Origin of the sequence: Synechococcus sp. MEDNS5, from assembly GCF_014279875.1 — a bacterium.
Taxonomy (GTDB): domain Bacteria; phylum Cyanobacteriota; class Cyanobacteriia; order PCC-6307; family Cyanobiaceae; genus Synechococcus_C.
Map to the genome: position 1 here is coordinate 403,252 of NZ_CP047952.1, position 23,286 is coordinate 426,537.

18 protein-coding genes and 1 tRNA gene are annotated in these 23,286 nt (G+C 61.7%); 7 read left to right on the top strand and 12 right to left on the bottom strand.

The features are described 5' to 3' along the window. Positions 1-24 precede the first annotated feature (24 nt). The 3 genes from SynMEDNS5_RS01800 (at position 25) to SynMEDNS5_RS01810 (ending at position 5,447) form a co-directional block, all read left to right on the top strand. On the top strand, positions 25-2,679 hold the full coding sequence (locus SynMEDNS5_RS01800) for a TIGR03960 family B12-binding radical SAM protein (RefSeq protein ID WP_186584042.1): 2,655 nt from the start codon (positions 25-27) through the stop codon (positions 2,677-2,679). 249 nt (positions 2,680-2,928) lie between these two features. After that, complete coding sequence (locus SynMEDNS5_RS01805; RefSeq protein ID WP_186584043.1) at positions 2,929-4,866, top strand: Rne/Rng family ribonuclease; 1,938 nt, start codon at positions 2,929-2,931, stop codon at positions 4,864-4,866. Beyond that, the gene (locus tag SynMEDNS5_RS01810) at positions 4,863-5,447 is read left to right on the top strand and encodes a ribonuclease HII (protein WP_186584044.1); all 585 of its coding nucleotides are present in this window, start codon (positions 4,863-4,865) and stop codon (positions 5,445-5,447) included. Before SynMEDNS5_RS01805 ends, SynMEDNS5_RS01810 begins: the two co-directional genes overlap by 4 nt. On the opposite strand, the gene SynMEDNS5_RS01815 is transcribed toward SynMEDNS5_RS01810, so the two are convergent. Continuing rightward, the gene (locus SynMEDNS5_RS01815; protein ID WP_186584045.1) at positions 5,409-5,978 is read right to left on the bottom strand and encodes a DUF1997 domain-containing protein; all 570 of its coding nucleotides are present in this window, start codon (positions 5,976-5,978) and stop codon (positions 5,409-5,411) included. The two genes, SynMEDNS5_RS01810 and SynMEDNS5_RS01815, sit on opposite strands and share 39 nt — an antisense overlap. Before the next feature lie 50 nt (positions 5,979-6,028). On the opposite strand from SynMEDNS5_RS01815, the gene pheA reads away from it, so the two are divergent. After that, positions 6,029-6,868, top strand: coding sequence for a prephenate dehydratase (gene pheA / locus SynMEDNS5_RS01820; protein WP_186585784.1), 840 nt, complete (start codon positions 6,029-6,031; stop codon positions 6,866-6,868). Here the strand turns inward: pheA and SynMEDNS5_RS01825 are convergent. The 9 genes from SynMEDNS5_RS01825 to SynMEDNS5_RS01865 form a co-directional block, all read right to left on the bottom strand. After that, the gene (locus tag SynMEDNS5_RS01825) at positions 6,844-7,809 is read right to left on the bottom strand and encodes a methyltransferase domain-containing protein (RefSeq protein WP_186584046.1); all 966 of its coding nucleotides are present in this window, start codon (positions 7,807-7,809) and stop codon (positions 6,844-6,846) included. The two genes, pheA and SynMEDNS5_RS01825, sit on opposite strands and share 25 nt — an antisense overlap. Next, a complete protein-coding gene (locus SynMEDNS5_RS01830; RefSeq protein WP_186584047.1) occupies positions 7,809-8,471 on the bottom strand; it encodes an LON peptidase substrate-binding domain-containing protein in 663 nt (220 codons plus the stop codon). Before SynMEDNS5_RS01830 ends, SynMEDNS5_RS01825 begins: the two co-directional genes overlap by 1 nt. Before the next feature lie 56 nt (positions 8,472-8,527). Next, positions 8,528-8,848 carry a 30S ribosomal protein S10 gene (gene rpsJ, locus SynMEDNS5_RS01835; protein WP_011932302.1) on the bottom strand — a complete coding sequence of 107 codons (321 nt, stop codon included), beginning with the start codon at positions 8,846-8,848 and terminating at the stop codon, positions 8,528-8,530. Between the two features lie 150 nt (positions 8,849-8,998). Continuing rightward, positions 8,999-10,198, bottom strand: a complete 1,200-nt coding sequence (tuf, locus tag SynMEDNS5_RS01840) for an elongation factor Tu (protein ID WP_186584048.1) — start codon at positions 10,196-10,198, stop codon at positions 8,999-9,001. Positions 10,199-10,241: 43 nt separating this feature from the next. After that, a complete protein-coding gene (gene fusA / locus SynMEDNS5_RS01845; protein WP_186584049.1) occupies positions 10,242-12,317 on the bottom strand; it encodes an elongation factor G in 2,076 nt (691 codons plus the stop codon). 86 nt (positions 12,318-12,403) lie between these two features. Continuing rightward, on the bottom strand, positions 12,404-12,874 hold the full coding sequence (gene rpsG / locus SynMEDNS5_RS01850) for a 30S ribosomal protein S7 (RefSeq protein WP_186584050.1): 471 nt from the start codon (positions 12,872-12,874) through the stop codon (positions 12,404-12,406). Between the two features lie 81 nt (positions 12,875-12,955). Next, on the bottom strand, positions 12,956-13,330 hold the full coding sequence (rpsL, locus tag SynMEDNS5_RS01855; protein ID WP_006042261.1) for a 30S ribosomal protein S12: 375 nt from the start codon (positions 13,328-13,330) through the stop codon (positions 12,956-12,958). Positions 13,331-13,409: 79 nt separating this feature from the next. Next, the gene (locus SynMEDNS5_RS01860) at positions 13,410-13,736 is read right to left on the bottom strand and encodes an AIR synthase (RefSeq protein ID WP_186584051.1); all 327 of its coding nucleotides are present in this window, start codon (positions 13,734-13,736) and stop codon (positions 13,410-13,412) included. 43 nt (positions 13,737-13,779) lie between these two features. Beyond that, entirely contained in the window at positions 13,780-15,477 is a 1,698-nt protein-coding gene (locus SynMEDNS5_RS01865) for a phosphodiester glycosidase family protein (RefSeq protein WP_186584052.1), read from the bottom strand. Positions 15,478-15,578: 101 nt separating this feature from the next. Here SynMEDNS5_RS01865 and gltB point away from each other — a divergent pair, with 101 nt between their 5' ends. Both gltB and SynMEDNS5_RS01875 read left to right on the top strand, forming a co-directional pair. After that, on the top strand, positions 15,579-20,177 hold the full coding sequence (gene gltB, locus SynMEDNS5_RS01870) for a glutamate synthase large subunit (RefSeq protein WP_186584053.1): 4,599 nt from the start codon (positions 15,579-15,581) through the stop codon (positions 20,175-20,177). A 13-nt stretch (positions 20,178-20,190) separates the two neighbouring features. Continuing rightward, complete coding sequence (locus tag SynMEDNS5_RS01875) at positions 20,191-20,499, top strand: YciI family protein (protein WP_186584054.1); 309 nt, start codon at positions 20,191-20,193, stop codon at positions 20,497-20,499. On the opposite strand, the gene lipA is transcribed toward SynMEDNS5_RS01875, so the two are convergent. Further along, positions 20,477-21,355: a lipoyl synthase gene (lipA, locus tag SynMEDNS5_RS01880; RefSeq protein ID WP_186584055.1), complete on the bottom strand. Its 879-nt coding sequence runs from the start codon at positions 21,353-21,355 to the stop codon at positions 20,477-20,479. The genes SynMEDNS5_RS01875 and lipA overlap by 23 nt on opposite strands. Positions 21,356-21,373: 18 nt before the next feature. Here lipA and SynMEDNS5_RS01885 point away from each other — a divergent pair. Next, a tRNA-Pro gene (locus SynMEDNS5_RS01885) sits at positions 21,374-21,447 on the top strand. 15 nt (positions 21,448-21,462) lie between these two features. On the opposite strand, the gene cobJ is transcribed toward SynMEDNS5_RS01885, so the two are convergent. Continuing rightward, on the bottom strand, positions 21,463-23,142 hold the full coding sequence (gene cobJ, locus SynMEDNS5_RS01890; RefSeq protein ID WP_186584056.1) for a precorrin-3B C(17)-methyltransferase: 1,680 nt from the start codon (positions 23,140-23,142) through the stop codon (positions 21,463-21,465). Positions 23,143-23,286: the final 144 nt, after the last annotated feature.

Genomic DNA, 23,286 nt, shown 5'->3' on the forward strand with positions numbered 1-23,286 from the left:
TGCAGTGAGCCGGGTCGGGACGTCTTGACCGTCTCCGTGAATACAGAGCTCCAGACAGCGCCGTTCGATGAGCTCGTGGATGCGGGCATCAACCGGCCCGCCCGCTACATCGGCCATGAACTTGGTGTCGTCCCCCGGGACTGGGCTGGTGCGCGGGTCCGCTGGGCACTCACCTACCCCGAGGTCTACGAGGTCGGAGCCAGCAATCTCGGGCACATCATTCTCTATTCGATTCTCAATGCCGTTCCAGGTCAGGTCTGTGACCGGGCTTATTTGCCGGCATCCGATCTCGCGCAGCGTCTAAGAGAGAAGGATCAAGCGCTGTTCGGCGTGGAAAGCCGTTGGTCTTTGAATGCCTTCGACATTCTTGGATTCAGCCTCAGCTACGAGCTTGGTGCCACCAACATCTTGGAGATGCTGGCGTTGTGTCAGGTGCCGATCCGCGCGGACGCCCGTGGGGACCTTCCCCTGAATGCCCCAGGAGCTCCGCCGCTGATTTTCGCCGGAGGCCCAACAGCCACAAGCAATCCCGAGCCCTATGCCCCTTTCTTCGATTTCATTGCCCTTGGCGATGGTGAGGAGCTGCTGCCCGAGATCGGATTGGTGGTGGCTGAAGCGAAGGCCGATGGCCTGACCCGCTCACAGCTGCTTCGGGATCTGGCTCAAGTGCCAGGGATCTATGTGCCGTCGCTGTATGAACCGGGTGACGACGGCGTCACCCTGCAGCCCCTTGATCCGGCGCTGCCCCGACGCGTCCTGCGCCGGGTGGCCACACCGATGCCTCACTACGCAATGGGGCTGGTCCCTCACGTGGAGACGGTGCATGACCGACTCACCGTGGAAATTCGGCGCGGCTGCACCCGCGGATGCCGTTTCTGTCAACCGGGGATGCTCACCCGCCCTGCCAGGGATGTTGAACCGGAGGCTGTGATTGAGGCTGTTGAAACCGGCATGGAACGCACCGGTTACAGCGATTTTTCACTGTTGTCTCTCAGCTGCAGCGATTACCTCGCTCTGCCGGCGGTGGGGGTGGAGCTGCGCAACCGCTTGGCCGACCGCAACGTCACACTCCAGCTACCCAGCCAGCGGGTGGACCGCTTCGACGAGGACATCGCTCATATCCTCGGTGGTGCGAGGCAGGCCGGGCTCACCTTCGCGCCTGAGGCCGGTACCCAGCGGTTGCGCGACATCGTGAACAAGGGCCTCACGGATGAGGACCTGGTGCAAGGCATCCGCACGGCCATGCAGAACGGTTACCGCAAGGTGAAGCTCTATTTCATGATCGGGTTGCCGGGAGAGACCGATGCGGATGTGCTCGGCATCGCCGAAACCTGTCGGATGCTCCAGGACTGTTGCCGGGATCTCGGACGCCTCAGTCTCAATATCACGATCAGCAACTTCACTCCGAAGCCACACACGCCGTTTCAGTGGCACAGCGTCTCCACGGAGGAGTTCCTGCGTCGTCAGCAGCTGCTTCGGGAGGCAGGGCGGAGACTGCGTGGGGTGCGGTTCAATTTCACGGATGTCCGCCTCTCGGCCATGGAGGATTTCGTGGGCCGCGGAGACCGCCGCTTGGCTCCGGTGATCGAAGCGGCGTGGCGTGCGGGGGCAGGGATGGATGCCTGGTTCGAGGCTCTTGATCGCACCTATGAGGCCTGGACCGGGGCCATCGCTGCCGCCGGGCTGCAGGGGCGCTATCGAGCCATGGAGCTCGGGAGCTGGAGTGCGGTGGCTGCGCTTGAGCGGCACGATCTGCAGGCGTTCTGCCGTCAGCCGCTTCCGTGGGATCACATCGACAGCGGCATCGAGAAGCAGTGGCTTGCTGGCGATCTCCAGCAAGCGCTCGCCGCCACAGTCGTTCCTGACTGCTCCTTTGATGGCTGCAGCAGCTGCGGGGTCTGTGGCCCTGATCTGGGCCATAACGTTGTGGTGCCGCCTCCATCGATTCCTGAGGCAAAGCCTCAACGGTCTCCGGCCAGCGAGCGCATTTGCAGGATCCGCTTCCGCTTCAGCAAAACCGGAGCCATGGCACTGCTAAGTCACCTCGACCTTGTGCGTCTGTTTGAGAGAGCACTGCGGCGATCGGGGCTGCCGGTGAGCTTCACGGGAGGATTTCATCCCCTTCCCCGCTTGCAGCTCGCACTGGCGCTTCCTCTGGGTGTCGAGGCCGAGGGCGAGTGGATGGATTTGGAATTCACCGACCCTGTGGATCCTCAAGTCGCACAAGAGTCCTGGCAGGCTCGGTTGCCTCCTGGGCTGCGCCTCCTGGCCGCTGAAGAGGTTCCTGTGTCCTCTCCGAGCCTCTCCCAAAGGATTGTGTTCAGCCGCTGGTGTTTCACCCTGAGCGCTCAATCCGTTCAGGCGGATTGCTCCAGAGCCAAGTGGGAGGGTGCGATTGCGGAGATGCTCCGCGCTGATGAACTGATCTGGGAGGACACAGACAAGAAGGGGCGACCTCGGCGGCGTGATGTCAGGGCTCTGCTGAAGACCCTGCACCTGATCTCCGTGGATGCTGCCGATCCACCGCTGTCGGCCCAGCTGGAGTTGATGGCCGCTGTGGATGAACTGGGCCGCAGTCTCAAACCTGCCCAGCTCTGCCACTGGCTGTCTGAGCGACTGGGTGAAGAGCTGACGCTCTCCCGGGTTCGGCGCGTGGAGTTGGGACTCCTGCGGTGCTAGGTTTCGTTCAGGACGTCACATCAAGGGCTTACGCCACAGATTCGTCCCGGTCTTCTTGTCCAGATTCGTTGGAACGAGAGGTCCATCGCCTCTTCTTCAATCTTCGTGTACACGTTGATTGTTCTGAAAGGAGTGATCCACTCCGCATCATTTCGGCCTTCGGGCTTTCAGCTTCAACTCCCTTCCGTGCGGTGCGCTGTTCAGTCCACCGATCGGCTTCTGTCCTGACGGGCGTCGTCAGTTCTGTTTATGCCCCAGCAAATTGTCATCGCTGAACAGCTGCGCATCGCAGCGGTTCTGACCGATGACCGTGTGGATGAGCTGATCGTGGCCCAGGGCCGCTATCAGATTGGTGATGTTTATCTCGGCACAGTTGAAAATGTGCTTCCGGGAATTGATGCCGCTTTCGTCAATATCGGTGAAAGCGAAAAGAACGGTTTCATCCACGTCACCGATCTTGGTCCTCTGCGCCTGAAGAAAGGTGCTGCTGGCATCACCGAATTGCTCGAGCCCCGCCAGAAGGTGCTGGTGCAGGTGATGAAGGAGCCCACCGGCACCAAAGGGCCCAGGCTCACAGGAAATCTGGCTCTGCCAGGGCGTTACCTCGTGCTTCAGCCCAGTGGCCAGGGGGTGAACATCTCCAGGCGGATCAGTTCTGAAGGCGAGCGCAACCGCCTTCGTGCCCTTGGGGTCCTCGTGAAACCACCGGGCGCGGGTTTGCTGATTCGCACCGAAGCCGAAGAGGTGAGCGAAGAACTCCTGATCGATGATCTTGAGTCTCTGCTGCGTCAGTGGGAGGCCATCCAGAAGGCTGCAGAGACGGCATCACCCCCAGTGCTTCTCAATCGCGATGAGGATTTCATCCACCGAATCCTGCGTGATCACATCGACCCAGAACTCAGCCGCGTGGTTGTTGATGATCCGGCAGCCGTGGAGAGAGTCAGCGGATTTCTTGGTGAGGAAGGGGCTCACGTCAGTGTGGAAGCCCACGGTGAGCCTGATGAGCTCCTCGAGCATTTCAAGGTCAATGCGGCGATCCGCGATGCCCTGAAGCCCAGGGTTGACCTTCCTTCGGGCGGGTACGTGATCATCGAACCCACCGAGGCGCTCACGGTTATCGACGTGAACTCGGGATCTTTCACGCGCTCCGCGAATGCCAGAGAAACCGTGCTCTGGACCAACTGTGAGGCCGCTGTTGAAATTGCGCGGCAGCTCAAGCTGCGCAATATCGGCGGCGTGATCATTGTCGATTTCATCGACATGGATTCACGTCGTGATCAGCTTCAGCTCCTGGAGCACTTCACTACGGCGATTCGTGACGATTCGGCCCGTCCTCAGATTGCCCAGCTCACCGAGCTAGGTCTGGTGGAGCTGACCCGTAAGCGTCAAGGTCAAAACATCTACGAATTGTTTGGCCGTGCCTGTCCAAGCTGTGGCGGTCTCGGCCATGTGGCTGTTCTGCCCGGCAAAGATCTTCTCCAGCCCCTCGCGACAGCCACCGGCCTGGTGCGTTCGGCTGCGTCAGCGCGCGCTGAGGTGTCCGCGTCCACGGAGTCAGCCAACGGCAAACGTCGACGGGGTGGCCGCGGACGCTCTCCGGTTAATACGGACACTCCCGTCCTCGAGGAAGGCCTGGAGCCTGGAGTGTCCGGGGAATCGTCGAGTGAAGCCACTGAGCCAGCACCGGTCACACGGCGTCAGGATCCCGAACTGGTGGCTGTTCCCATGGATGATGAACAGGAGAAGGTTTACGGCTGGCTTGGTCTGAACCCTGTTCTGCTTCTGGACCCGCCGCCATCCCAGGACAATCTCCTTGTACGTGTGGTTCGTCCAGGAGAGGATGCGGAAGCCGTTCTTGATGAAGCACGCCAGCAGATGGCGGCCTCATCAGGCCGGCGTCGGCGCCGCGGTGCCCGTGGCAGCCGCGGTGCCGGGAAGAGCATGAATGGCCCCGCCGTGCCCCCCCCAACCTCCGAGCTCGATGTTCAGGCCTCGCCTGCGATGGAGTCGCCGCTGTTGGTGGAGATCACACCCCTTGAGGTGGCTCCAGTGCCAGAGGTGGCCGCTCCTCCTGCTCTTCCTGATGCCGAGCCCTCTCCGGTTCAGGCGCTGCAGGATCCCGATGGCGCAGGGGCTGAAGAGCGGCCCGGTCGTCGTCGGCGGCGCTCATCTGCAACGGCAGGGTGATCGTCGGTGTTGATGAGGTCGGCCGCGGTTGTCTGTTCGGCCCGGTTTTTGCAGCAGCAGTCAGCCTCCCTCACGATGCGGTGGCTGAGCTCACGGCGCTGGGGCTGACTGACAGCAAGGCCCTCTCCGCTAGACGGCGGGTTGATCTGGTTCCCCATATCCAAGCCAAGGCTTCGGCCTGGGCTCTTGGCCAGGGGTCAGCAAGGGAAATCGATGCGCAGGGCATCAGGGTGGCGACGGAATTGGCCATGCTCAGGGCCCTGCAGAAGCTGCCGAAAGAGCCTGAGCTTGTGCTTGTGGATGGCGTTCTGCCCTTGCGCCTCTGGACGGGAGCTCAGCGCACGATTGTGCGAGGCGACAGCCAAGAGGCTTCGATCGCTGGTGCCAGCGTTCTGGCGAAAGTGGCCCGTGACAGGCTGATGTGCCGACTGGCAGAACGGTTTCCTGGTTATGGCCTTGAACGTCATGCCGGCTATGGCACTGCCCAGCACCGCCAGGCCCTGATTGCTTCAGGCCCTACGTCTCTGCATCGGCGGTCCTTTTTAACCCGGTTGCTTCCCAGTGATGGAGTCCCGAGTTGACGGCGTGGTTTGCCCTTCGTTGGCGTGCCGGCACCAGTCTTGAAAGTCGTTGACCAGCTGACGGCCGACTCTGCCTTTGATCGTGATCAGGATGCCGTTGAGGATGGATTCTCCAGTGCTTTCCAGAACCCGCTTGGGGATCAGTCGAAGCAGCGGGGGTTGACTGACATTGACCGCTAGCGTTGCCTGCCCCTGCAGGCCGCGCTCCGTCGCTTCCAGCAAGGCCTCGAGGTTGAGTTGGAAGTCATCAACGAGTCCCAGTCCGTCGAGGGTCGCATCTGTGGCCTTGATGCTGAGGATGCCTTCACTGAGCCCGACGGCCAGGGAAACGACAGGTCGCACCTGCAGTTGAAACACCTGGAGTGTGGTGACTGTGTAGGTGTAGGTCCCTTCGCCTGTTTTCGAGAGCTGACGGGGATCGAGCAGAGCTTTGATCACGCGATCCTTCTCTTGCAGGTAAGCCCCCAGGAGGGCCTTCTGGGCCACAACCGGAAGATCGAGCTTTTGACTGGCGTTGAAGGCCAGAGCCATGGACCTTCCGCTGACGCGGCATGATCCTATCGATGCAAGGGACGGTCTTCATGCCGATGCGTTTGGCCTTTCTGGGGCCAGAGGGAACCTACGGAGAACGGGCAGCGAGGGAGATGCTCACTCTTGAAGACATCCCCGATGGAGAGCTTGTGGCGTGCACTGGATTGCGCGCGGTTGTGGACCATGTGGCCGATGGCCGCTGCGATGGTGCTGTGGTTCCCGTGGAGAACTCAGTGGAGGGGGGCGTGACCGCCAGCCTCGATGCTCTCTGGTCCCATCGGGACCTTTCGATTCGCAGAGCCGTGGTGCTCCCGATTCGTCATGCCCTGCTCAGCAGCGGATCGTTGGATGACATTACGGAGGTGCTCTCCCATCCCCAGGCCTTGGCGCAATGCAGCGGATGGCTTTCCACCAATCTTCCTAGAGCCTTGCAGCTTCCCACCAGCTCAACGGCTGAAGCCGCTCGGATGGTGCGGGGGAGCCGCTTTCGTGCAGCGATCGCTGATCGCGCCGTTGGGGCACGCCTGGAGTTGCAGCAGCTTGCATTCCCGGTGAATGACGTGGCTGCGAACTGCACCCGCTTTCTGCTTCTGAAACGGGGTGAACGGCTGCGGGACGGCGATGTTGCCAGCCTGGCTTTTTCGTTGCATCGCAATGCACCTGGTGCACTGATCGAGGCCCTCCAGGCCATCGCTGGGCTTGGACTGAACATGAATCGAATCGAATCACGACCTTCCAAGAGGGAGCTCGGCGAATATGTGTTTTTTGTGGATGTGGAGCTCCCGAAGGGGATGGCTTCGGTAAGTCTTGATGCACTCGAGTCCCACCTTGAACCGCTCTGTGAGCATCTGGCCCAGTTTGGTGCCTATCCGAGCTCAGATCTGTCCTGAACGTTATCGAGGCGAAACACACCGAACTGCATCATTTCCCGGGCAAAGGCCCAGCGCATCAACAGCAGGGTCGGTGTTTCGCGCAACCCCTGAAGGATGGCCGAGGGGCCGAGTCGCAACACCGCTGCGGGGCGCCGTAGGCCTTCCAGAATTGACTCGTTCCATGAGGGCAAAGTCGCCTGGTTCCAATTGGCCACTGCGATCGGACCTTTGGAATAGGCACTGGTTTCCAGATTGTGTTGCAGCCCACGGATGCTGGCGAATTCAGGGTGCGCCCATTGGGTGAGCAGCTGATGCATCACCCAGCGCTCTTGGCCATTCAAAGGTCCATCCAGCGGGTCACGACGATTCCAATCGGCGACGGCCAGGATTCCACCAGGACGGAGCATGCGCAGCAACTCATCGGCATAACGCTGTTTGTCCGGCATGTGCGGACCGGCTTCAACACTCCAAACAGCGTCAAATCCCCCATCGTTCAGTTCCAGATCCAGGGCATCCATGACGGCGAACCGGCAGGTCATTCCCTCCGGAGTTAGCTCGGTGGCTCGCCGGATCTGCCCTGGGCTGATGCTCACTCCCAGAACGTCAAAGCCGTAATCCCGGGCAAGAATCCTGGCGCTGCCGCCGATGCCGCAACCCACATCCAGCACTTTCGCTCCTGTGGGCAGGCGATCCAGGCCGCTCCAACGAACCAATTCATGGACGAAATCGGCCTTGGCACGACGGAAATCCTTGCTGCGGGGAGGATTTCCGTAGTGACCTAGGTGAACATGCTCGCCCCAAAGGGTTTCAAGAAGTTTGTCCTCCGTCCAGGCGTCGTAAGCCGAAGCAACACTCTCACTGGAGAGGTACGCGCGATTACGCCGAGACCACAGCGCATACCCGCCGGCGATAGCAACCACACCGATCGCGGCTGGTCCGAGAAAAGCGGGCAGGGGCATCAGCCGTCATCCGAATTGGAGGACGACAGAGTGTCCCGCAGGACGGTGCGAGCTGCCAGTTGACGGCGTGTTTCATCCAGCATGCTGAACTCCTGTTCAAGTCTGCTGCGGGTGCTGGTGAGCTCAAGAAGTTCCTGTTGCTGATCGGCAACGGGGCCGCCCAGGTGAGCACCGATCCAGAAGGAGAGCTCCCTGGGGAGATCAGGAAGATCGTCCGGAAGTGCAGTCGGTGAATCGGTGAGTTTGCCAGTGAGCTCGACGACATCCTTCAAGGCAGATGCAACCGATTCCGTCAGGGAGTGGAGCGAATGAATGTCTTCAACTGGATCGTCTTCGATCCAACTGACCATGGCAGAACGGAAGGGCGTGTCACGGGTCACGTTCAGAACCCGGAAGCGCTGCTGGCCAAGTGTGACGATGTTGCTTCGCCCATCCTCACCGGTTTGATGCTGAATCACTTCGGCACAGCAGCCGATGGAGGCCATGCTTTGGCTGCGAGGATCCCACCGGACGACGCCGAAGCGCCTGTCAGTCTCCAGGACGCTTTGGAGCATCATCCGGTAGCGAGATTCAAAGATGTGCAATGGCAGCACATCGCTCGGGAAGAGCACGACGTCCGGCAGAGGGAAAAGAGGAAGTTCTCTGACGGACAGGTCAGCCACGCACGCATCAATCGGGGAATTGATCCTAGGAAGCTGACCGGTTCATCGAGCTGACTTCAAAGCTTCACTTCGATATCAACGCCACTGGGAAGATCCAGCTTCATCAAAGCGTCGATGGTTTTGGCTGAAGGGCTGTAGATGTCGATGATGCGCCGATGGGTGCGGGTCTCGAAGTGTTCACGGGAATCCTTGTCCACGTGAGGGGAACGCAGCACGCAGTAGATCTTGCGCTTGGTGGGGAGGGGGATGGGGCCGATGGCAGTCGCTGCCGTGGTGTCGGCCGTTTCAATGATCTTGTCGCAAGAGAGATCCAGCATGCGGCGATCAAACGCCTTGAGACGGATGCGGATCTTCTGCTGAGCAATGGCAGTTGACATGAAGCGCGATGGAATCTCCTGAGGAGATCACGAGAGGTGGATTGTCGAGGTGCAGTTCAGCTTGTTCGCAAACACTGCTGACTCCATTTCAAAAGATTAGGGGATGAACCGACCGTGGTCGGATCATCCCCGCGTCTGGATGGCTTTAGATCACTCGATGATCTTGGACACCACGCCAGCACCGATGGTGCGGCCGCCTTCACGGATGGCGAAGCGCATGCCGGTTTCCATGGCAACGGGGCAGATCAGCTCACCGGTCATTTGGATATTGTCACCGGGCATCACCATTTCCACGTTGCTGCCGTCTTCCGCGGTGAACGCGGTGATCTGGCCGGTCACGTCCGTTGTACGGATGTAGAACTGCGGGCGATAGCCAGCGAAGAAAGGAGTGTGGCGGCCACCCTCTTCCTTCTTCAATACATACACCTGACCTTCGAACTTGGTGTGAGGGGTGATGGAGCCAGGCTTCACCAGCACCATGCCGCGCTCAATGTCTTCCTTCTGGATGCCGCGCAGCAGCAGGCCGACGTTGTCGCCAGCCATGCCCTCGTCGAGCAGCTTGCGGAACATCTCCACACCGGTGACGGTTGTTTTGCGGGGATCGCGGATGCCGACGATCTCGACTTCTTCGCCTACCTTGACGATGCCGCGCTCGATACGGCCGGTGGCCACGGTTCCACGACCGGTAATGGAGAAAACATCCTCCACAGCCATCAGGAAGGGCTTATCAACCTCGCGCTCGGGCTCAGGGATGTTGGCGTCAACAGCCTCCATCAGTTCCTCGATCTTGGCTTCCCAGTCCGCTTCGCCTTCGATGGCCTTCAGGCCGGAGACCTGAACCACAGGGATGTCGTCGCCGGGGAAGTCGTAGCTGGAGAGAAGCTCGCGGATCTCCATTTCGACCAGCTCGATGATCTCTTCGTCATCGACCATGTCGCACTTGTTCAGTGCAACCACCAGAGCGGGAACGCCCACCTGCTTGGCCAGCAGGATGTGCTCCTTGGTCTGGGCCATGGGGCCGTCAGTGGCGGCGCACACCAGGATGGCGCCATCCATCTGGGCAGCACCGGTGATCATGTTCTTCACGTAGTCCGCGTGACCGGGGCAGTCCACGTGGGCGTAGTGACGGGTATCTGTCTCGTATTCGACGTGAGCGGTGTTGATGGTGATACCGCGCTCACGCTCCTCAGGTGCACCGTCGATGTCGGCGTAATTCTGAACCTGAGCCTGGCCTTTCTTGGCGAGCACGTTGGTGATCGCAGCGGTCAGGGTTGTTTTGCCATGGTCAACGTGGCCAATGGTGCCGATGTTGACGTGAGGCTTGTTCCTTTCAAACTTCTCGCGTGCCATTTTTTGTGAAGAATCGAGGGGGTGAATTAAGGGGGGTTAGAGATCAGGAATTGCCCTGATTCTTGGAGATGATGGCCTCGGCCACGTTGCGAGGAACATCCTCGTAGTGGCTGAATTCCATCGAGAAAATACCCCGACCCTGGGTCATGGATCGGAGTTCGGTGGCGTAGCCGAACATCTCGGCCAGGGGCACCTTGGCCGAGACTTTCGACGTGCCATCGTCAATCGCCTGACCTTCAACCTGACCCCGACGGGAGGACAGGTCGCCGATGACCGAGCCGAGGAAATCCTCGGGAACCTCGACCTCGACCTTCATCATCGGTTCAAGAAGCACAGGATTGCACTTCTTGACGGCATCTTTGAAGGCCATGGAGCCTGCGATCTTGAACGCCATCTCCGAGGAGTCGACGTCGTGATAGGAGCCGTCGACCATCGTGACTTTCACGTCGATCAGCGGGTAACCGGCAATCACGCCGGATTCGCAGGTCTCCTTCATGCCCATTTCAGAGGGCTTGATGTATTCCTTGGGAACAACACCACCAACGATCTTGTTGATGAATTCGAATCCGGATTCCGGCTCACCGGGTTCCATTTCGATCACCACATGACCGTACTGGCCTTTACCTCCGGTCTGGCGGGAGAACTTGCCCTCGCCCCGTGAGGACGCGCGGATTGTCTCCCGGTAGGACACCTGCGGTGCACCGATGTTGGCTTCGACCTTGAACTCCCGAAGCATCCTGTCCACCAGGATCTCCAGATGAAGTTCTCCCATGCCGGCAATCACGGTCTGACCTGTCTCTTGGTCAGTGTTCACGCGGAAAGTGGGGTCTTCTTCTGCCAGAGCCACCAGTGCCTTGGAGAGTTTCTCCATGTCTCCTTTGGTCTTGGGCTCCACGGCCACTGAGATCACCGGTTCAGGAACGAACAGGGTCTCGAGGACAATCGGATCTTCAGCGGAACAAAGGGTGTCTCCGGTGGTGGTGGCCTTGAGGCCAAGCACGGCCCCGAGGTCGCCGGCGCGCAGCTCGTCGACCTCTTCACGATCGTCGGCTTTCAGCACCACCAGACGGGAAATGCGCTCCTTGGAATCCTTCGTGGAGTTCAAGACGTAGCTGCCCTTCTGCAGCACACCGGAGTACATCCGAACAAAGGTGAGTTTGCCGTAAGGATCAGCCATCACCTTGAAGGCGAGTGCACTGAAGGGAGCGCTGTCATCGGAAGGACGAACCGCTTCTTCTCCGCTGGGAAGTAAACCCTGAATCGGGGGAACATCGATCGGAGCCGGAAGGTAGTCGACAACAGCATCGAGAACCAGTTGTACACCCTTGTTCTTGAAGGCAGAGCCACACAGCACGGGCACCAAGCCATGCTTCAGCACGCCCTTGCGGATTCCGGCTTTGAGCTCCTCAACGCTGAGTTCGCCAGTTTCGAGGAACTTCTCGATCAGCGCTTCGTCGGTCTCTGCGACGGCTTCCATGAGGTAGTTGCGCCATTCAGCGACCTGATCCTTCATGTCGTCAGGGACATCCGTCACTTCGATGTTCTGACCAAGGTCATCCTTGTAGATGTGGGCCTTGTTCTCAACCAGATCGATAATGCCGCTTAGATCACCCTCAGCACCGATGGGGAGTTGGATCGGGGCCGCATTGGCTTTGAGTCGATCCTTGATCTGACCGTGAACCTTGAGGAAGTCCGCACCAGTGCGGTCCATCTTGTTCACGAACACCATCCGGGGAACGGAATAGCGATCGGCCTGACGCCAAACGGTTTCTGATTGTGGTTGAACGCCGCCAACAGCACAGAACACAGCGATCACACCATCCAGCACGCGCATGGAGCGCTCCACTTCGATCGTGAAGTCGACGTGCCCAGGGGTGTCGATGATGTTGATGCGGTGGTCGTTCCAGCTCGTGGAAATGGCAGCCGCAGTAATCGTGATGCCACGTTCCCGCTCCTGGGCCATCCAGTCGGTCACGGCGGCGCCATCGTGCACCTCACCGATCTTGTGAACCACACCTGAATAGAACAGGATGCGTTCGGTGGTTGTGGTTTTGCCGGCATCGATGTGAGCGGCAATACCTATATTTCTGACGCGTTCCAGGGGAAAGGCGCGAGCCACAGGAAACTCCGGGGTGGGGCGTTAAAAGGCGGGTGAGACTCTACAGCTCAGCCCCCGGCCGGTGAGGCCGGCAGGGCGACCGCGGATCAGTAGCGGTAGTGGGCGAAGGCTTTGTTGGCCTCGGCCATTTTGTGAGTCTCTTCGCGCTTGCGTACAGCGCTGCCGGCCTCATTGGCCGCATCCATCAGTTCACCGGCCAGCTTCTGGGCCATGCTGCGGCCGTTGCGCGCACGGGAGAAGCTCACCAGCCAGCGCAGGGCCATGGCTGTTCCCCGTTCCTGACGAACTTCCATCGGCACCTGATAGGTGGCACCACCCACGCGACGTGCTCGCACTTCCACGAGGGGGGTGGCATTTTTGACTGCCGTTTCGAACAGCTCGATCGGATCACCACCGGTCCGCTCCCCGATCAAGCCGAAGGCATCGGAAAGGATGCGTTGCGCCGTGGCCTTCTTGCCGTGTTTCATGAGCCTGGCCACGAGCATCGTTGCAAGGCGATTGTTGAACTGAGGATCCGGGAGGACCGGACGCTTGACGGCGGCATTACGGCGTGACATGGACTGTCAGTGGGAGGGAACGATGAGGGGTGGATGGATGGTGGATGAAAACAGGCGATCCAATGGACGGATCGCTCGGTATCACTCCTTGGGCGTCTTGGCGCCGTACTTGGACCGGGACTGTCGGCGATCCTTCACGCCGGCAGTGTCGAGCGTTCCGCGGATGATGTGGTAGCGAACGCCTGGGAGGTCTTTGACACGGCCTCCGCGGATTAACACAACCGAGTGCTCCTGAAGGTTGTGACCGATGCCTCCGATGTACGCCGTCACCTCAAAACCGGATGTAAGGCGCACACGGGCCACCTTGCGAAGAGCAGAATTCGGCTTCTTCGGCGTGGAGGTGTACACACGGGTGCAGACCCCGCGACGCTCAGGGCAGGATTTGAGCGCGGGTGATTTGGTCTTCGCTTTAGAGCTCTGGCGCTCGGTGCGGATTAGTTGCTGAATGGTTGGCATCGACGGTCGGTATGCGGCCGGGGACCCGACCTGGTTCGACAATCCACAACATTACCGGGTCGCCCCCCCCCTGCACCGCTCAGTTGCGGCTGAAAGCACTTCCACAGGCGCAGCAGCGCACCTGATCACTGCTGAGAATCAGGAACCCACCGCCGCTGATGTCGCTTCTGTAGTCGAGGGTGAGTCCTTCAAGCAGCTCGATCTGGGGTTCAGGCGCATGAAGAGTGACTCCGTCAGCCCTTGCGATCGGTCTCCCGGAGAGGTGCCCAGGCTGCAGGCGGATCACGTGCTTTTCGCAGTGTCCGTGCTGCAGATCAAGGTGCATTAGCCCTGGGGTCCCCGCCACGGCAGCCTGGCGACCGAGTTCGGCAGCGGCAGCTGCGGTGATCTGAAGGATTGCGCCCACCGTCGTGCATCAACAGGTGAATTCAGTTTCGCAGCTTTCCCAGTCAGGGTTTGATCAACCCCAAGCCGTTCTGGATCCTCGGCGGTACGCCCCGTCCTGTCATGACGGTCCTGTTGGCGATGAGCATGGTGGTAGAGCTCCCACCGTCGAGATTCAGGGCGTCGCTCAGGCCCAGTTGCTGGAGGGCCAGCGTGGTTTCCAGCAAGGTTGGATCGCTGCCGCTTTGTCCTTCAAGCGTCAGCATCCAGCGGTGCTTTGAGTCTTGCGCCACCACGGTCCGAGGAGCGGCCTGGCCGAGAAATCCTGGGCTGAATCCTTCCTGTCGTCCACGTAGCACCACCTGTCCTTTTTTCAGCAACAGGGGGCCGCCCGCCATGACCTGATGGCGTTCTCCCACCGGGCTTGATGCCCTCAGGCGAATCACGACCTCGTCACCGGGCCTGGCTGGAAGGGGTGCACTGGCGCGAGCCACAACGAGGGATGCGCCTTGGGGAAGAGGAACCCCACGAGCGAGTTCAGTCCGGGAAAACTGATCGGTGACCCGTCCATCGCGGATCAGGATGGCCTGTTCCTCCCCACTGAGAGATCGGTAGATGGGACCCCATGCCCGGGTGTACCGGCTCAAGCCCCGCTGTACGTAGCCGCTGTTCAGAAATCCAAGTCCCCAGCGACGTCCACCGTTCACGCGTATCTCTTGATCGAGGCGAAGCCGGTCGAACAGAAGCGGGCCTGGCCCATCCCAGCCCACGGCTCCACGGTTGAGAATCGGACCGGAAAGCCAGACCCCGTCGAGGCGTACGGCTCCCAGGGGCAGTTGACGCACACGGTTGAAGAAACCGCCGTTGATGGCGGCCAGGGCGTTCGCTGGCTGGGCGAGCTGGTTGAGGAACCGAAGCCCGGTCTGGGCCCTGACAGGGGCCAGTGGACGCAGCAGAAGGCTCTCGTTGCCCAGAGGCCACCCTGCGCGATAGACGCGCAGAGGCTTGACCCCAACCTGCACGGGCCGGATGTCCAGGATCAGCCCCTCGCGAATTGCCTGCTGGATCTCAGGGGTGAAACGTGCCGCCCGAAAAGGCGAGGTGCGAGCCCTCCCACTGATGACCGATCGGCGCTGGGTCCCGTCCATGACGATGCGCCACGGGGCTTTGAGCGTGAAAAAGTCGAGGTCGCCACCTCTGCTCGTCAGTCGCAGGGCCTCTTGGAGCGTCTGCGGGGATAGGCCCAGCCTGCGCAGCAGATTGTTCTGGGATCGGTTGCTCTTCACGCCCAACACCAACCCCTGCTGATCGCGCTGGATCAATGCTGGAGCTGAAAGGTCGAGCACCACGCGGCCAGCTGTGCTTCCACGGCCCTGGCGGATCGAGACAATCCGCGGTGATGCCAGAGAGAGTTCAAGGGTTGTCTCCCGCCGTTGCACCGAGACGCCGATGGCGCGGAACCAGGGCCAGGCATCCACCGCTACCTCGTCCTTCAGGGTGCGTGTCTCGAGATCACTGAGGAGTTGATCACGCCCGAACCATTCGAGCTGCTCACCCGCGGCCGTTGTTGTTCTGCGGAATCCAAGGCGGCCGGTCAGGACGTCTAAGGGCAGCCAGAGTTGATTGGGGGAGTTTCCCTTGCCTGCGATCCAAAGCCAGGCGCTTTTCTGAGAGATCTCACCGACCCTTACTCTGCTGCCGATGCTCTGATCAGCTTGACGCACTTCAGCGACAGGAGCAGGCGGGGGAGGCGGTAACGACATGCGCCAGACGCTAGCCGGGCTGATCAATCCTTAGGATTCGAGACTATCCCGCCTTGGATCGCCGATTCCACTGGTGGTGATTGTCCGAATCCATGAAGGTCATGTCTCATCCCACCGGATCCCTCTGGCCCTACAGCGACAGTGCTGCGCCTGAGGCGGTGGCCGGTGAGAAAGATGCCTGCGGCGTGGGTTTCCTGGCGCAACTGTCCGGTGAGACCAGTCACTGGGTGCTGCAGCAGGCCTTGCGCGGTCTCGGTTGTATGGAGCATCGCGGCGGCTGTGGGGGAGATGGTGATTCCGGCGATGGTGCCGGCGTGCTCTGCCAAATCCCCTGGAGCTATCTGAAGGCGGTCTGGCCCGAGGCGGCGTCGGCCCGTGGGCTCGGGATGATGTTCATGCCTCAGGACCCCGAGAGGCGGGAACTGGCGCGCCAGTTCTGCAATGAGGAAGCCGAGTCCCTCGGCCTGACATCCGCAGGCTGGCGGGTGGTTCCGGTGGATCCATCTGTGTTGGGCCCCATGGCGCGGGACACCGCCCCTGTGATCGAGCAGTGGAGTCTCGCCGGCGGTCCCGATGGTGATGGCTTCGAGGCATTGTTGCTGCGACTGCGTCGTCGGATCGGTGCCCGCGCCCGCAAGACCTGGGGTTTTGAGGGGTCCCGTGACCTGTATGTGGCCTCCCTTAGCAGCCGCACCGTTGTGTACAAGGGCATGGTGCGCTCCGAGGTGTTGGCGCAGTACTTCGCCGATCTGCGTGATCCGCGCTTTGAGGTGAGCTTTGCTGTGTATCACCGCCGCTTCAGCACCAACACCCTGCCGCGCTGGCCTCTGGCTCAGCCGATGCGGCTGCTTGGCCACAACGGTGAAATCAACACGCTGCTGGGCAACCTCAACTGGGCCAAGGCTTCAGAAGCCAGCCTCGCTGACGTTTGGGGTGAAGCCGCGGATGATCTAAACCCCGTGGTGAACCCGGCTTTCAGTGATTCGGCCAACCTCGACGCCACCCTGGAGCTGATGGTGCGCAGCGGTCGCTCAATCACCGACAGCTTGATCACCCTGGTGCCTGAGGCCTTCCGTAACCAGCCGGACCTGGAGGATCGTCCTGAGGTGACGGCGATGTACGAATTCAATGCCGGCATCCAGGAGCCCTGGGACGGTCCAGCCCTGCTGGTGTTTGCTGACGGCAAACGGGTGGGTGCCACCCTGGATCGGAACGGGCTACGACCGGCTCGCTGGTGCACCACCGCCGACGGTTTCGTGATCATGGGATCGGAAACCGGTGTGGTGGATCTCAGCGGCAAGACCGTTGTTCAGAAGGGTCGTCTCGGCCCCGGCCAGATGGTGGCTGTGGATCTGGAGAACGGTCAGCTGCTCGACAACTGGACTGTGAAGGAGGACGCAGCAGGACGCTTCCCCTATGGCGACTGGCTGCAGCAGCACCGCCGCAGCGTGGCGGCCCAACCCTGGGCTCAAGATCGACAGATCGGCGAGCTGGATCTGCTGCGGCTGCAGACCGCCATGGGCTTCACCGCCGAAGACTTCGATCTGGTGATCGAGGACATGGCCGGACTGGGCAAGGAGCCCACCTATTGCATGGGAGACGACATCCCCCTCGCGGTGTTGTCGGACAAACCCCACCTTCTCTACGACTACTTCAAACAGCGCTTCGCCCAGGTCACCAACCCGCCGATTGATCCCCTGCGGGAAAAGCTGGTGATGAGCCTGGAAATGCATCTGGGTGAGCGCCGGCCGGCGCTGAAGCCCCAGCCCGAGGCGGCCGCCGTGATCCATCTGGACACTCCGGTTCTCAATGAAGCCGAACTTGCAGCGATCAGCGAGCAGGGACTCCCCGTCGCAACCCTGTCGACCCAGGTGGCCGTTGAGGCCTGCGCCGGTGGCTTGTCATCGGCCCTTCAAGGGCTGTGTCAGGCGGCTGAGGAAGCTGTGCGCAGCGGTGCCCAGGTGTTGGTGCTCTCCGATCGTGTTGATAGGTCCGGTGCCGCTGCCCAGCTGACCGCCACCAGCGTGGCGATGCCGGCCCTCCTGGCCGTGGGGGCGGTGCATCACCACCTGCTGCGGCAGAAGCTGCGTTTGCGCTGCTCCTTGGTGATCGACACCGCCCAGTGCTGGAGCACCCACCACATGGCCTGCCTGATCGGCTACGGCGCCAGCGCGGTTTGCCCGTGGCTCACCTGGGAGACAACCCGCCACTGGCTCGCCCACCCCAAAACCCAGAAGCGGATCGAGCAGGGCAAGCTGCCCGTTCTAGACGCCGACAAGGTGCAGGCCAATGTGCGCGTTTCCCTGGAAAACGGCCTGCGCAAGATCCTCTCCAAGATCGGCATTTCGCTGCTGGCCAGCTACCACGGTGCCCAGATTTTTGAAGCGATCGGTCTCGGGGCCGATGTGATCGACACCGCGTTCACCGGCACCACCAGCCGTGTGGCGGGCATGACCCTGGCGGAGCTGGCCAATGAAACGCTCTCACTGCATGCCAAGGCCTTCCCGGAGCTCAACCGCAGCAAGCTTGAGTTCATGGGCTTTGTGCAGTACCGCACTGGCGGTGAGTACCACCTCAACAGTCCTGATATGGCCAAGGCTCTGCATAAGGCCGTGGCTGAAGGGCCGGGCTATGACCATTTCTCCACTTACAAAACCCTGCTGGAGAACCGGCCGGTCACAGCCCTGCGGGATCTGCTGGAGTTCAAGCTGGCTCCAACACCGCTGCCCTTGGATCAGGTGGAGAGTGCGGAAAGTCTCTGCAAGCGTTTCTGCACCGGTGGCATGAGCCTCGGTGCTTTGTCGCGGGAAGCCCACGAGGTGCTGGCGGTGGCGATGAACCGCATCGGCGGTAAGAGCAACAGTGGTGAAGGCGGCGAGGACCCGGCCCGTTTCCAGGTTCTTCATGATGTGGACGCCGAAGGCCGCTCGCAGGCCTTCCCGAGCATCGGTGGCCTCCGCAACGGCGACACCGCCTGTTCGGCGATCAAGCAGATCGCTTCCGGACGCTTCGGTGTGACGGCCGAGTACCTGCGTAGCGGCAAGCAATTGGAGATCAAGGTGGCCCAGGGGGCCAAGCCCGGTGAGGGCGGTCAGCTGCCCGGCCCGAAGGTGGATGACTACATCGCCTGGCTTCGCAACAGCAAACCCGGCGTGGCGCTGATCTCACCGCCGCCCCATCACGACATCTATTCGATCGAGGATCTAGCTCAGTTGATTCACGATCTGCACCAGGTGCACCCGAAGGCGCCGGTGAGCGTGAAGCTGGTGGCCGAGATCGGTATCGGCACCATCGCCGCCGGTGTGGCCAAGGCCAATGCAGATGTGATTCAGATTTCCGGCCACGACGGAGGTACCGGGGCCTCGCCGCTGAGTTCGATCAAACATGCCGGAAGCCCCTGGGAGCTGGGTCTCACCGAAGTGCACCGCAGCCTGGTCGAGAACGGCCTGCGGGATCGGGTGCTGCTGCGGGCCGATGGCGGCCTCAAGACCGGCTGGGATGTGGTGATCGCAGCCCTGCTTGGCGCTGAAGAGTATGGCTTCGGCTCAGTGGCGATGATCGCCGAGGGCTGCATCATGGCCCGCGTCTGCCACACCAACAATTGCCCAGTGGGCGTGGCCACCCAGAAGGAGGCCCTGCGCAAGCGCTTCACCGGTGTGCCCGAGCACGTGGTGAATTTCTTCTGGTACGTGGCGGAAGAAGTGCGTCAGCTGCTCAGCCTCCTCGGTGTGGCCAAACTCGAGGACCTGATCGGCCGCAGCGATCTGCTTCAACCCCGTGCGGTGGATCTGGCCAAGACCCAGGGAGTGGATCTCTCCAGCCTGTTAGCACCGATCCAGGGTTCAGAGGACCGTTCCTGGCTGCGCCACAGTGCTGAAGCCCATGGCAATGGGTCGATCCTGGAGGATCAGTTGCTGGCCGATGCCGAGCTGATGGCAGCGGTGGAGAGTCATGGTTCCCTCAGCCGCACGATCGCGATCGTCAACACCGATCGCAGCGTGGGGGCCCGCCTGGCCGGTGAGATTGCCCAGCGCCACGGCAACCGCGGCTTCAGCGGCCAGCTCAACTTCACCTTCCAGGGTGCTGCCGGCCAGAGCTTCGGTGCCTTCCTGGTTCAGGGCATGAACGTGCGCCTGGAGGGGGAAGCCAACGACTATGTGGGCAAGGGCATGAACAGCGGTCGCATCAGCCTTGTGCCGTCTGATGGCTGTGCCAATCCAGGCGATCAGGTGATCCTCGGCAACACCTGCCTCTACGGCGCCACGGGCGGAGAGCTGTTTGCCCTCGGTCGCGCCGGTGAGCGCTTCGGGGTGCGCAACAGCGGGGCCCGCACCGTGGTGGAGGGAGCCGGCGACCACTGCTGTGAATACATGACCGGCGGCGTGGTGGTGGTGCTGGGCAGCACCGGCCGCAACGTGGGTGCAGGCATGACCGGTGGCGTCACCTTCCTGCTGGACGAAGGCGACCGCGTCGCCTCCAGGGTCAATCCTGAGATCGTTGCGGTGTGCAGCCTCACCACCGCGCAGCAGGAGGCCACGCTCAAAGGGCTGCTGGAAGCTCACGTGGTTGCCACTGGCAGCAGCAAGGCCTCAGCGCTGTTGGCCGACTGGGCCGCGGCCAAGGGGCGCTTCAAGGTGCTGATTCCTCCCAGTGAACGGGCGGCGATGGGCCTGGTGGATCAGCAGGCGGTGGCGGCCTGAACAGGCCGTTTCCATGCCTTGGTTTGTCAAACACGAAACCTTCACGGCGGAAACGGCCGCTCTTTCGCTCGAGCGACGGCGGCCCCACCTGGAGGCTCACCGTGCCTGGGTGGCAAGAGAAACCCAGGCGGGTCGGCGGATCCGCAGTGGTTTCCTTGTGGATGAGCGGCGGCGCCCCGGTGGCGGAGGCTTGTTGATCTTTGAGGCTGAGTCCTTCGAGGAGGCGTTGGCCTGGGTGTCGCACGACCCGATGATTCAGGCCGGCTTGGTGGCCTGGACCCTGCAGGAGTGGATCCCCGTCAGCGGGGATGGCTGGCCATGAGCCGCTGCACCTCGCCGGCGTGGTAACTGCTGCGGGTGAGCGGCGTGCTCACCACCTGCAGAAAGCCCAGCTCCTCTTCGCCGATGCGGCGATAGGAGTCGAACTGCTCGGGCGTCACGTAACGATCCACAGCCAGGTGCTTGGGGCCTGGGGAGAGGTACTGGCCGATGGTGACGATGTCCACCCGGTGGGTGCGCAGATCGCGCAGCACCCCGATCACTTCATCGTCGGTTTCACCAAGGCCCACCATCAGCCCCGACTTGCTGTAAGCCCGCGGCCAGTCGTCTCGAACCCGCTGCAGCAGCTCAAGTGAGCGTTCATAAATGCCCTGGGGACGGGCCAGGCGGTACATCCGCGGCACCGTTTCGATGTTGTGGTTGAGCACATGGGGGGCGGCGGCCATCACCGTGGCCAGGGCATCCCAGTTGCCGCAGAAGTCGGGAATCAGCAGCTCGATCGTGGTGAGCGGTGAGCGTTGCTTCACCTGCTCGATGCAGGCCACGAATTGGGAGGCTCCCCCATCCGGCAGGTCGTCGCGGTTCACCGAGGTGATCACCACATGCTTGAGGCCCAAGCGAGCCACCGCTTCACCGAGTCGTTCTGGTTCGGTGGGGTCGAGCGCACGGACGCTCTTGTCGAAGTCGATGTCGCAGTAAGGGCAGGCGCGGGTGCAGCCCGGCCCCATGATCAGAAAGGTGGCGGTGCCGCCGGCGAAGCACTCACCGATGTTGGGGCAGCTGGCCTCCTGGCAGACCGTGTTCAACTTCAGGTCGAGCAGAAGATCGGCAACGGCACCGATGCGCTCCCGCTGCGGCGCTTTCACGCGCAACCACTCGGGTTTCAAGGCGGAGGTCATCTTCTACAGTCGATCCATCGGGATGTAGCGCAGCTTGGTAGCGCACTTCGTTCGGGACGAAGGGGCCGCAGGTTCGAATCCTGTCATCCCGACTGCACGCGATTCCATCAGCTGAGTTCGGCTCCCGGGTACCCCCTCGGTGTCACCATGCGCCCGCCCTCTATGGTGCTGCTGCTGTTGCCGATCACCAGCACCGTGAGCATGTCCACGCTGTTGATGGGCAGAGCATTGAGGCAATGCAGGGTCACCTGCTCTTCCGCGCGGCCCAGCTGACGGGCCATCACCACCGGGGTGTGATCGGGACGATGGCCAAGAAGAATCTCTTGGGCCCGTTGCAGCTGCCAGTCGCGGCCTTTCGATCGAGGGTTATAGAGAGCCACTACGAAGTCACCGGCGGCGGCGGAGTGCAGCCGTTGTTCAATCACAGGCCAGGGCGTGAGCCGATCGCTGAGGCTGATGGTGCAGAAGTCATGCATCAGTGGCGCTCCCGCCCGGGCAGCCGCCAGTTGAAGGGCGGAGAGGCCCGGATGCACCTCGAATAAGGGCCGAGAGCCATCAACCAGCTCCATCCAGAGCTCAAGGGCCAGCCCGGCCATGCCATAAATGCCGCTGTCGCCAGACGACACCAGTGCCACTTTGGCCCCCTGCTGAGCAAGGGACAGAGCCTGCTGGCAACGGTCCCGTTCGCGGGTGAGTTGACCGTCCAGGCGGACCTGATCCTGGCGGCGAAGCGGTTCGAGGAGATCCAAGTAAAGCCCGTATCCCACCCAGACCCCGCAGCGGCTCAACGCGCGGCGGGCATCGGGGGTGAGCAGGCTGAGATCCCCCGGGCCGCTTCCGATGAGATGCAGTTCTCCCCGTTGCGGTGCAAAGGGCAGCGCTGCTTCGGCGATCGCCACGGTGACAGCGCCCTGTTCCTCTGGCCCGGCATGGAGGATGCGTTTGGTCTGCAAGAGCCGGGCATCCTCACCAGCGGCCAGCAGAGCCGCAGCTTCCGCAACGGATGCTGTGCCCATCTCCGCTTCAACCACGGCCGAAGGTGTAGGCACCGGCATTGCCGCGAGGGCTGATGCGCTGAACAGCCGGAATCTCCAGTCGCGTTCCTTTGCCAGGGCGAGCAAAGCCGGCTCATCGCCCTTGGCGTCAATGCTCCCGAAGCCAGCAACAGCCTCGGCGGCCAGCCCTGCGTTCTCCAGTGCTTGATGAACGGCTCGTTCGATCAGGCGATGGCTCGTGTTGCGTTCGCAGCCGAGGCCCAGCCACAAGGTGGCCGGATGCCAGCGACAGGGTGCGGCTTCAATTCCAGGACCAATCGCCAGCTCGGAGGTGCCATCAGGACCTGAGGTGAACGCCAAGGTGCTGGCTGAGGCACAAGCACGCCAGTGTCCGCTGCCGCTGTGCTGCCTCACCGCAATCGGACGTCCCTGGGCCTGGTGGATCATCAACCGGCGCCAGGCATCGGCATCGCCACTGCGCCGAAACCCCCAGATCTCTCCGAAGGAGTCGAGCGGAAGCCGCCCCTGAGTGGCTGCATCACCGGTGATCACAGCGGTGCCTCCCAGCGCTGCTGCGAGTTCCCTGGCCAGTTGTTCTCCTCCGGCTCGATGCCCTCCCAACAGAGGGACTACCTGCAGACCCTGGGCATCGAGCACCAGAACGGCTGGATCGCTCTCCTTGTCTTTGAGAAAAGGTGCAATCAGTCGGGTGACGGCTCCCAGAGCTCCGACCACAATCAGGCGACCGCCCTCGATCCAGTGCGTCTGCAAGAGGTCACTGGCTGTTGCCACCAGAACCGAATCTGGGCAGGGATCGAGGGATGCTGCGGCACCCGGGGACAGCGCAATGCGTTCGCTAAGGCCTTGGTGTGACAGGCGCTGAAGCAGCGGCCATGCGCTCCTTGAGAGTCCGATGGCCAGCGATGCAGCACCAGA

What these genes read in the sequence shown, in the direction of transcription:
- SynMEDNS5_RS01805 (WP_186584043.1), top strand. Translation starts at nt 2,929, where the DNA reads ATGCCCCAGCAAATTGTCATCGCTGAACAGCTGCGCATCGCAGCGGTT.
- SynMEDNS5_RS01815 (WP_186584045.1), bottom strand. Translation starts at nt 5,978, where the DNA reads ATGGCTCTGGCCTTCAACGCCAGTCAAAAGCTCGATCTTCCGGTTGTG.
- pheA (WP_186585784.1), top strand. Translation starts at nt 6,029, where the DNA reads ATGCCGATGCGTTTGGCCTTTCTGGGGCCAGAGGGAACCTACGGAGAA.
- SynMEDNS5_RS01825 (WP_186584046.1), bottom strand. Translation starts at nt 7,809, where the DNA reads ATGCCCCTGCCCGCTTTTCTCGGACCAGCCGCGATCGGTGTGGTTGCT.
- rpsJ (WP_011932302.1), bottom strand. Translation starts at nt 8,848, where the DNA reads ATGTCAACTGCCATTGCTCAGCAGAAGATCCGCATCCGTCTCAAGGCG.
- tuf (WP_186584048.1), bottom strand. Translation starts at nt 10,198, where the DNA reads ATGGCACGCGAGAAGTTTGAAAGGAACAAGCCTCACGTCAACATCGGC.
- rpsG (WP_186584050.1), bottom strand. Translation starts at nt 12,874, where the DNA reads ATGTCACGCCGTAATGCCGCCGTCAAGCGTCCGGTCCTCCCGGATCCT.
- rpsL (WP_006042261.1), bottom strand. Translation starts at nt 13,330, where the DNA reads ATGCCAACCATTCAGCAACTAATCCGCACCGAGCGCCAGAGCTCTAAA.
- SynMEDNS5_RS01865 (WP_186584052.1), bottom strand. Translation starts at nt 15,477, where the DNA reads ATGTCGTTACCGCCTCCCCCGCCTGCTCCTGTCGCTGAAGTGCGTCAA.
- gltB (WP_186584053.1), top strand. Translation starts at nt 15,579, where the DNA reads ATGTCTCATCCCACCGGATCCCTCTGGCCCTACAGCGACAGTGCTGCG.
- SynMEDNS5_RS01875 (WP_186584054.1), top strand. Translation starts at nt 20,191, where the DNA reads ATGCCTTGGTTTGTCAAACACGAAACCTTCACGGCGGAAACGGCCGCT.
- lipA (WP_186584055.1), bottom strand. Translation starts at nt 21,355, where the DNA reads ATGACCTCCGCCTTGAAACCCGAGTGGTTGCGCGTGAAAGCGCCGCAG.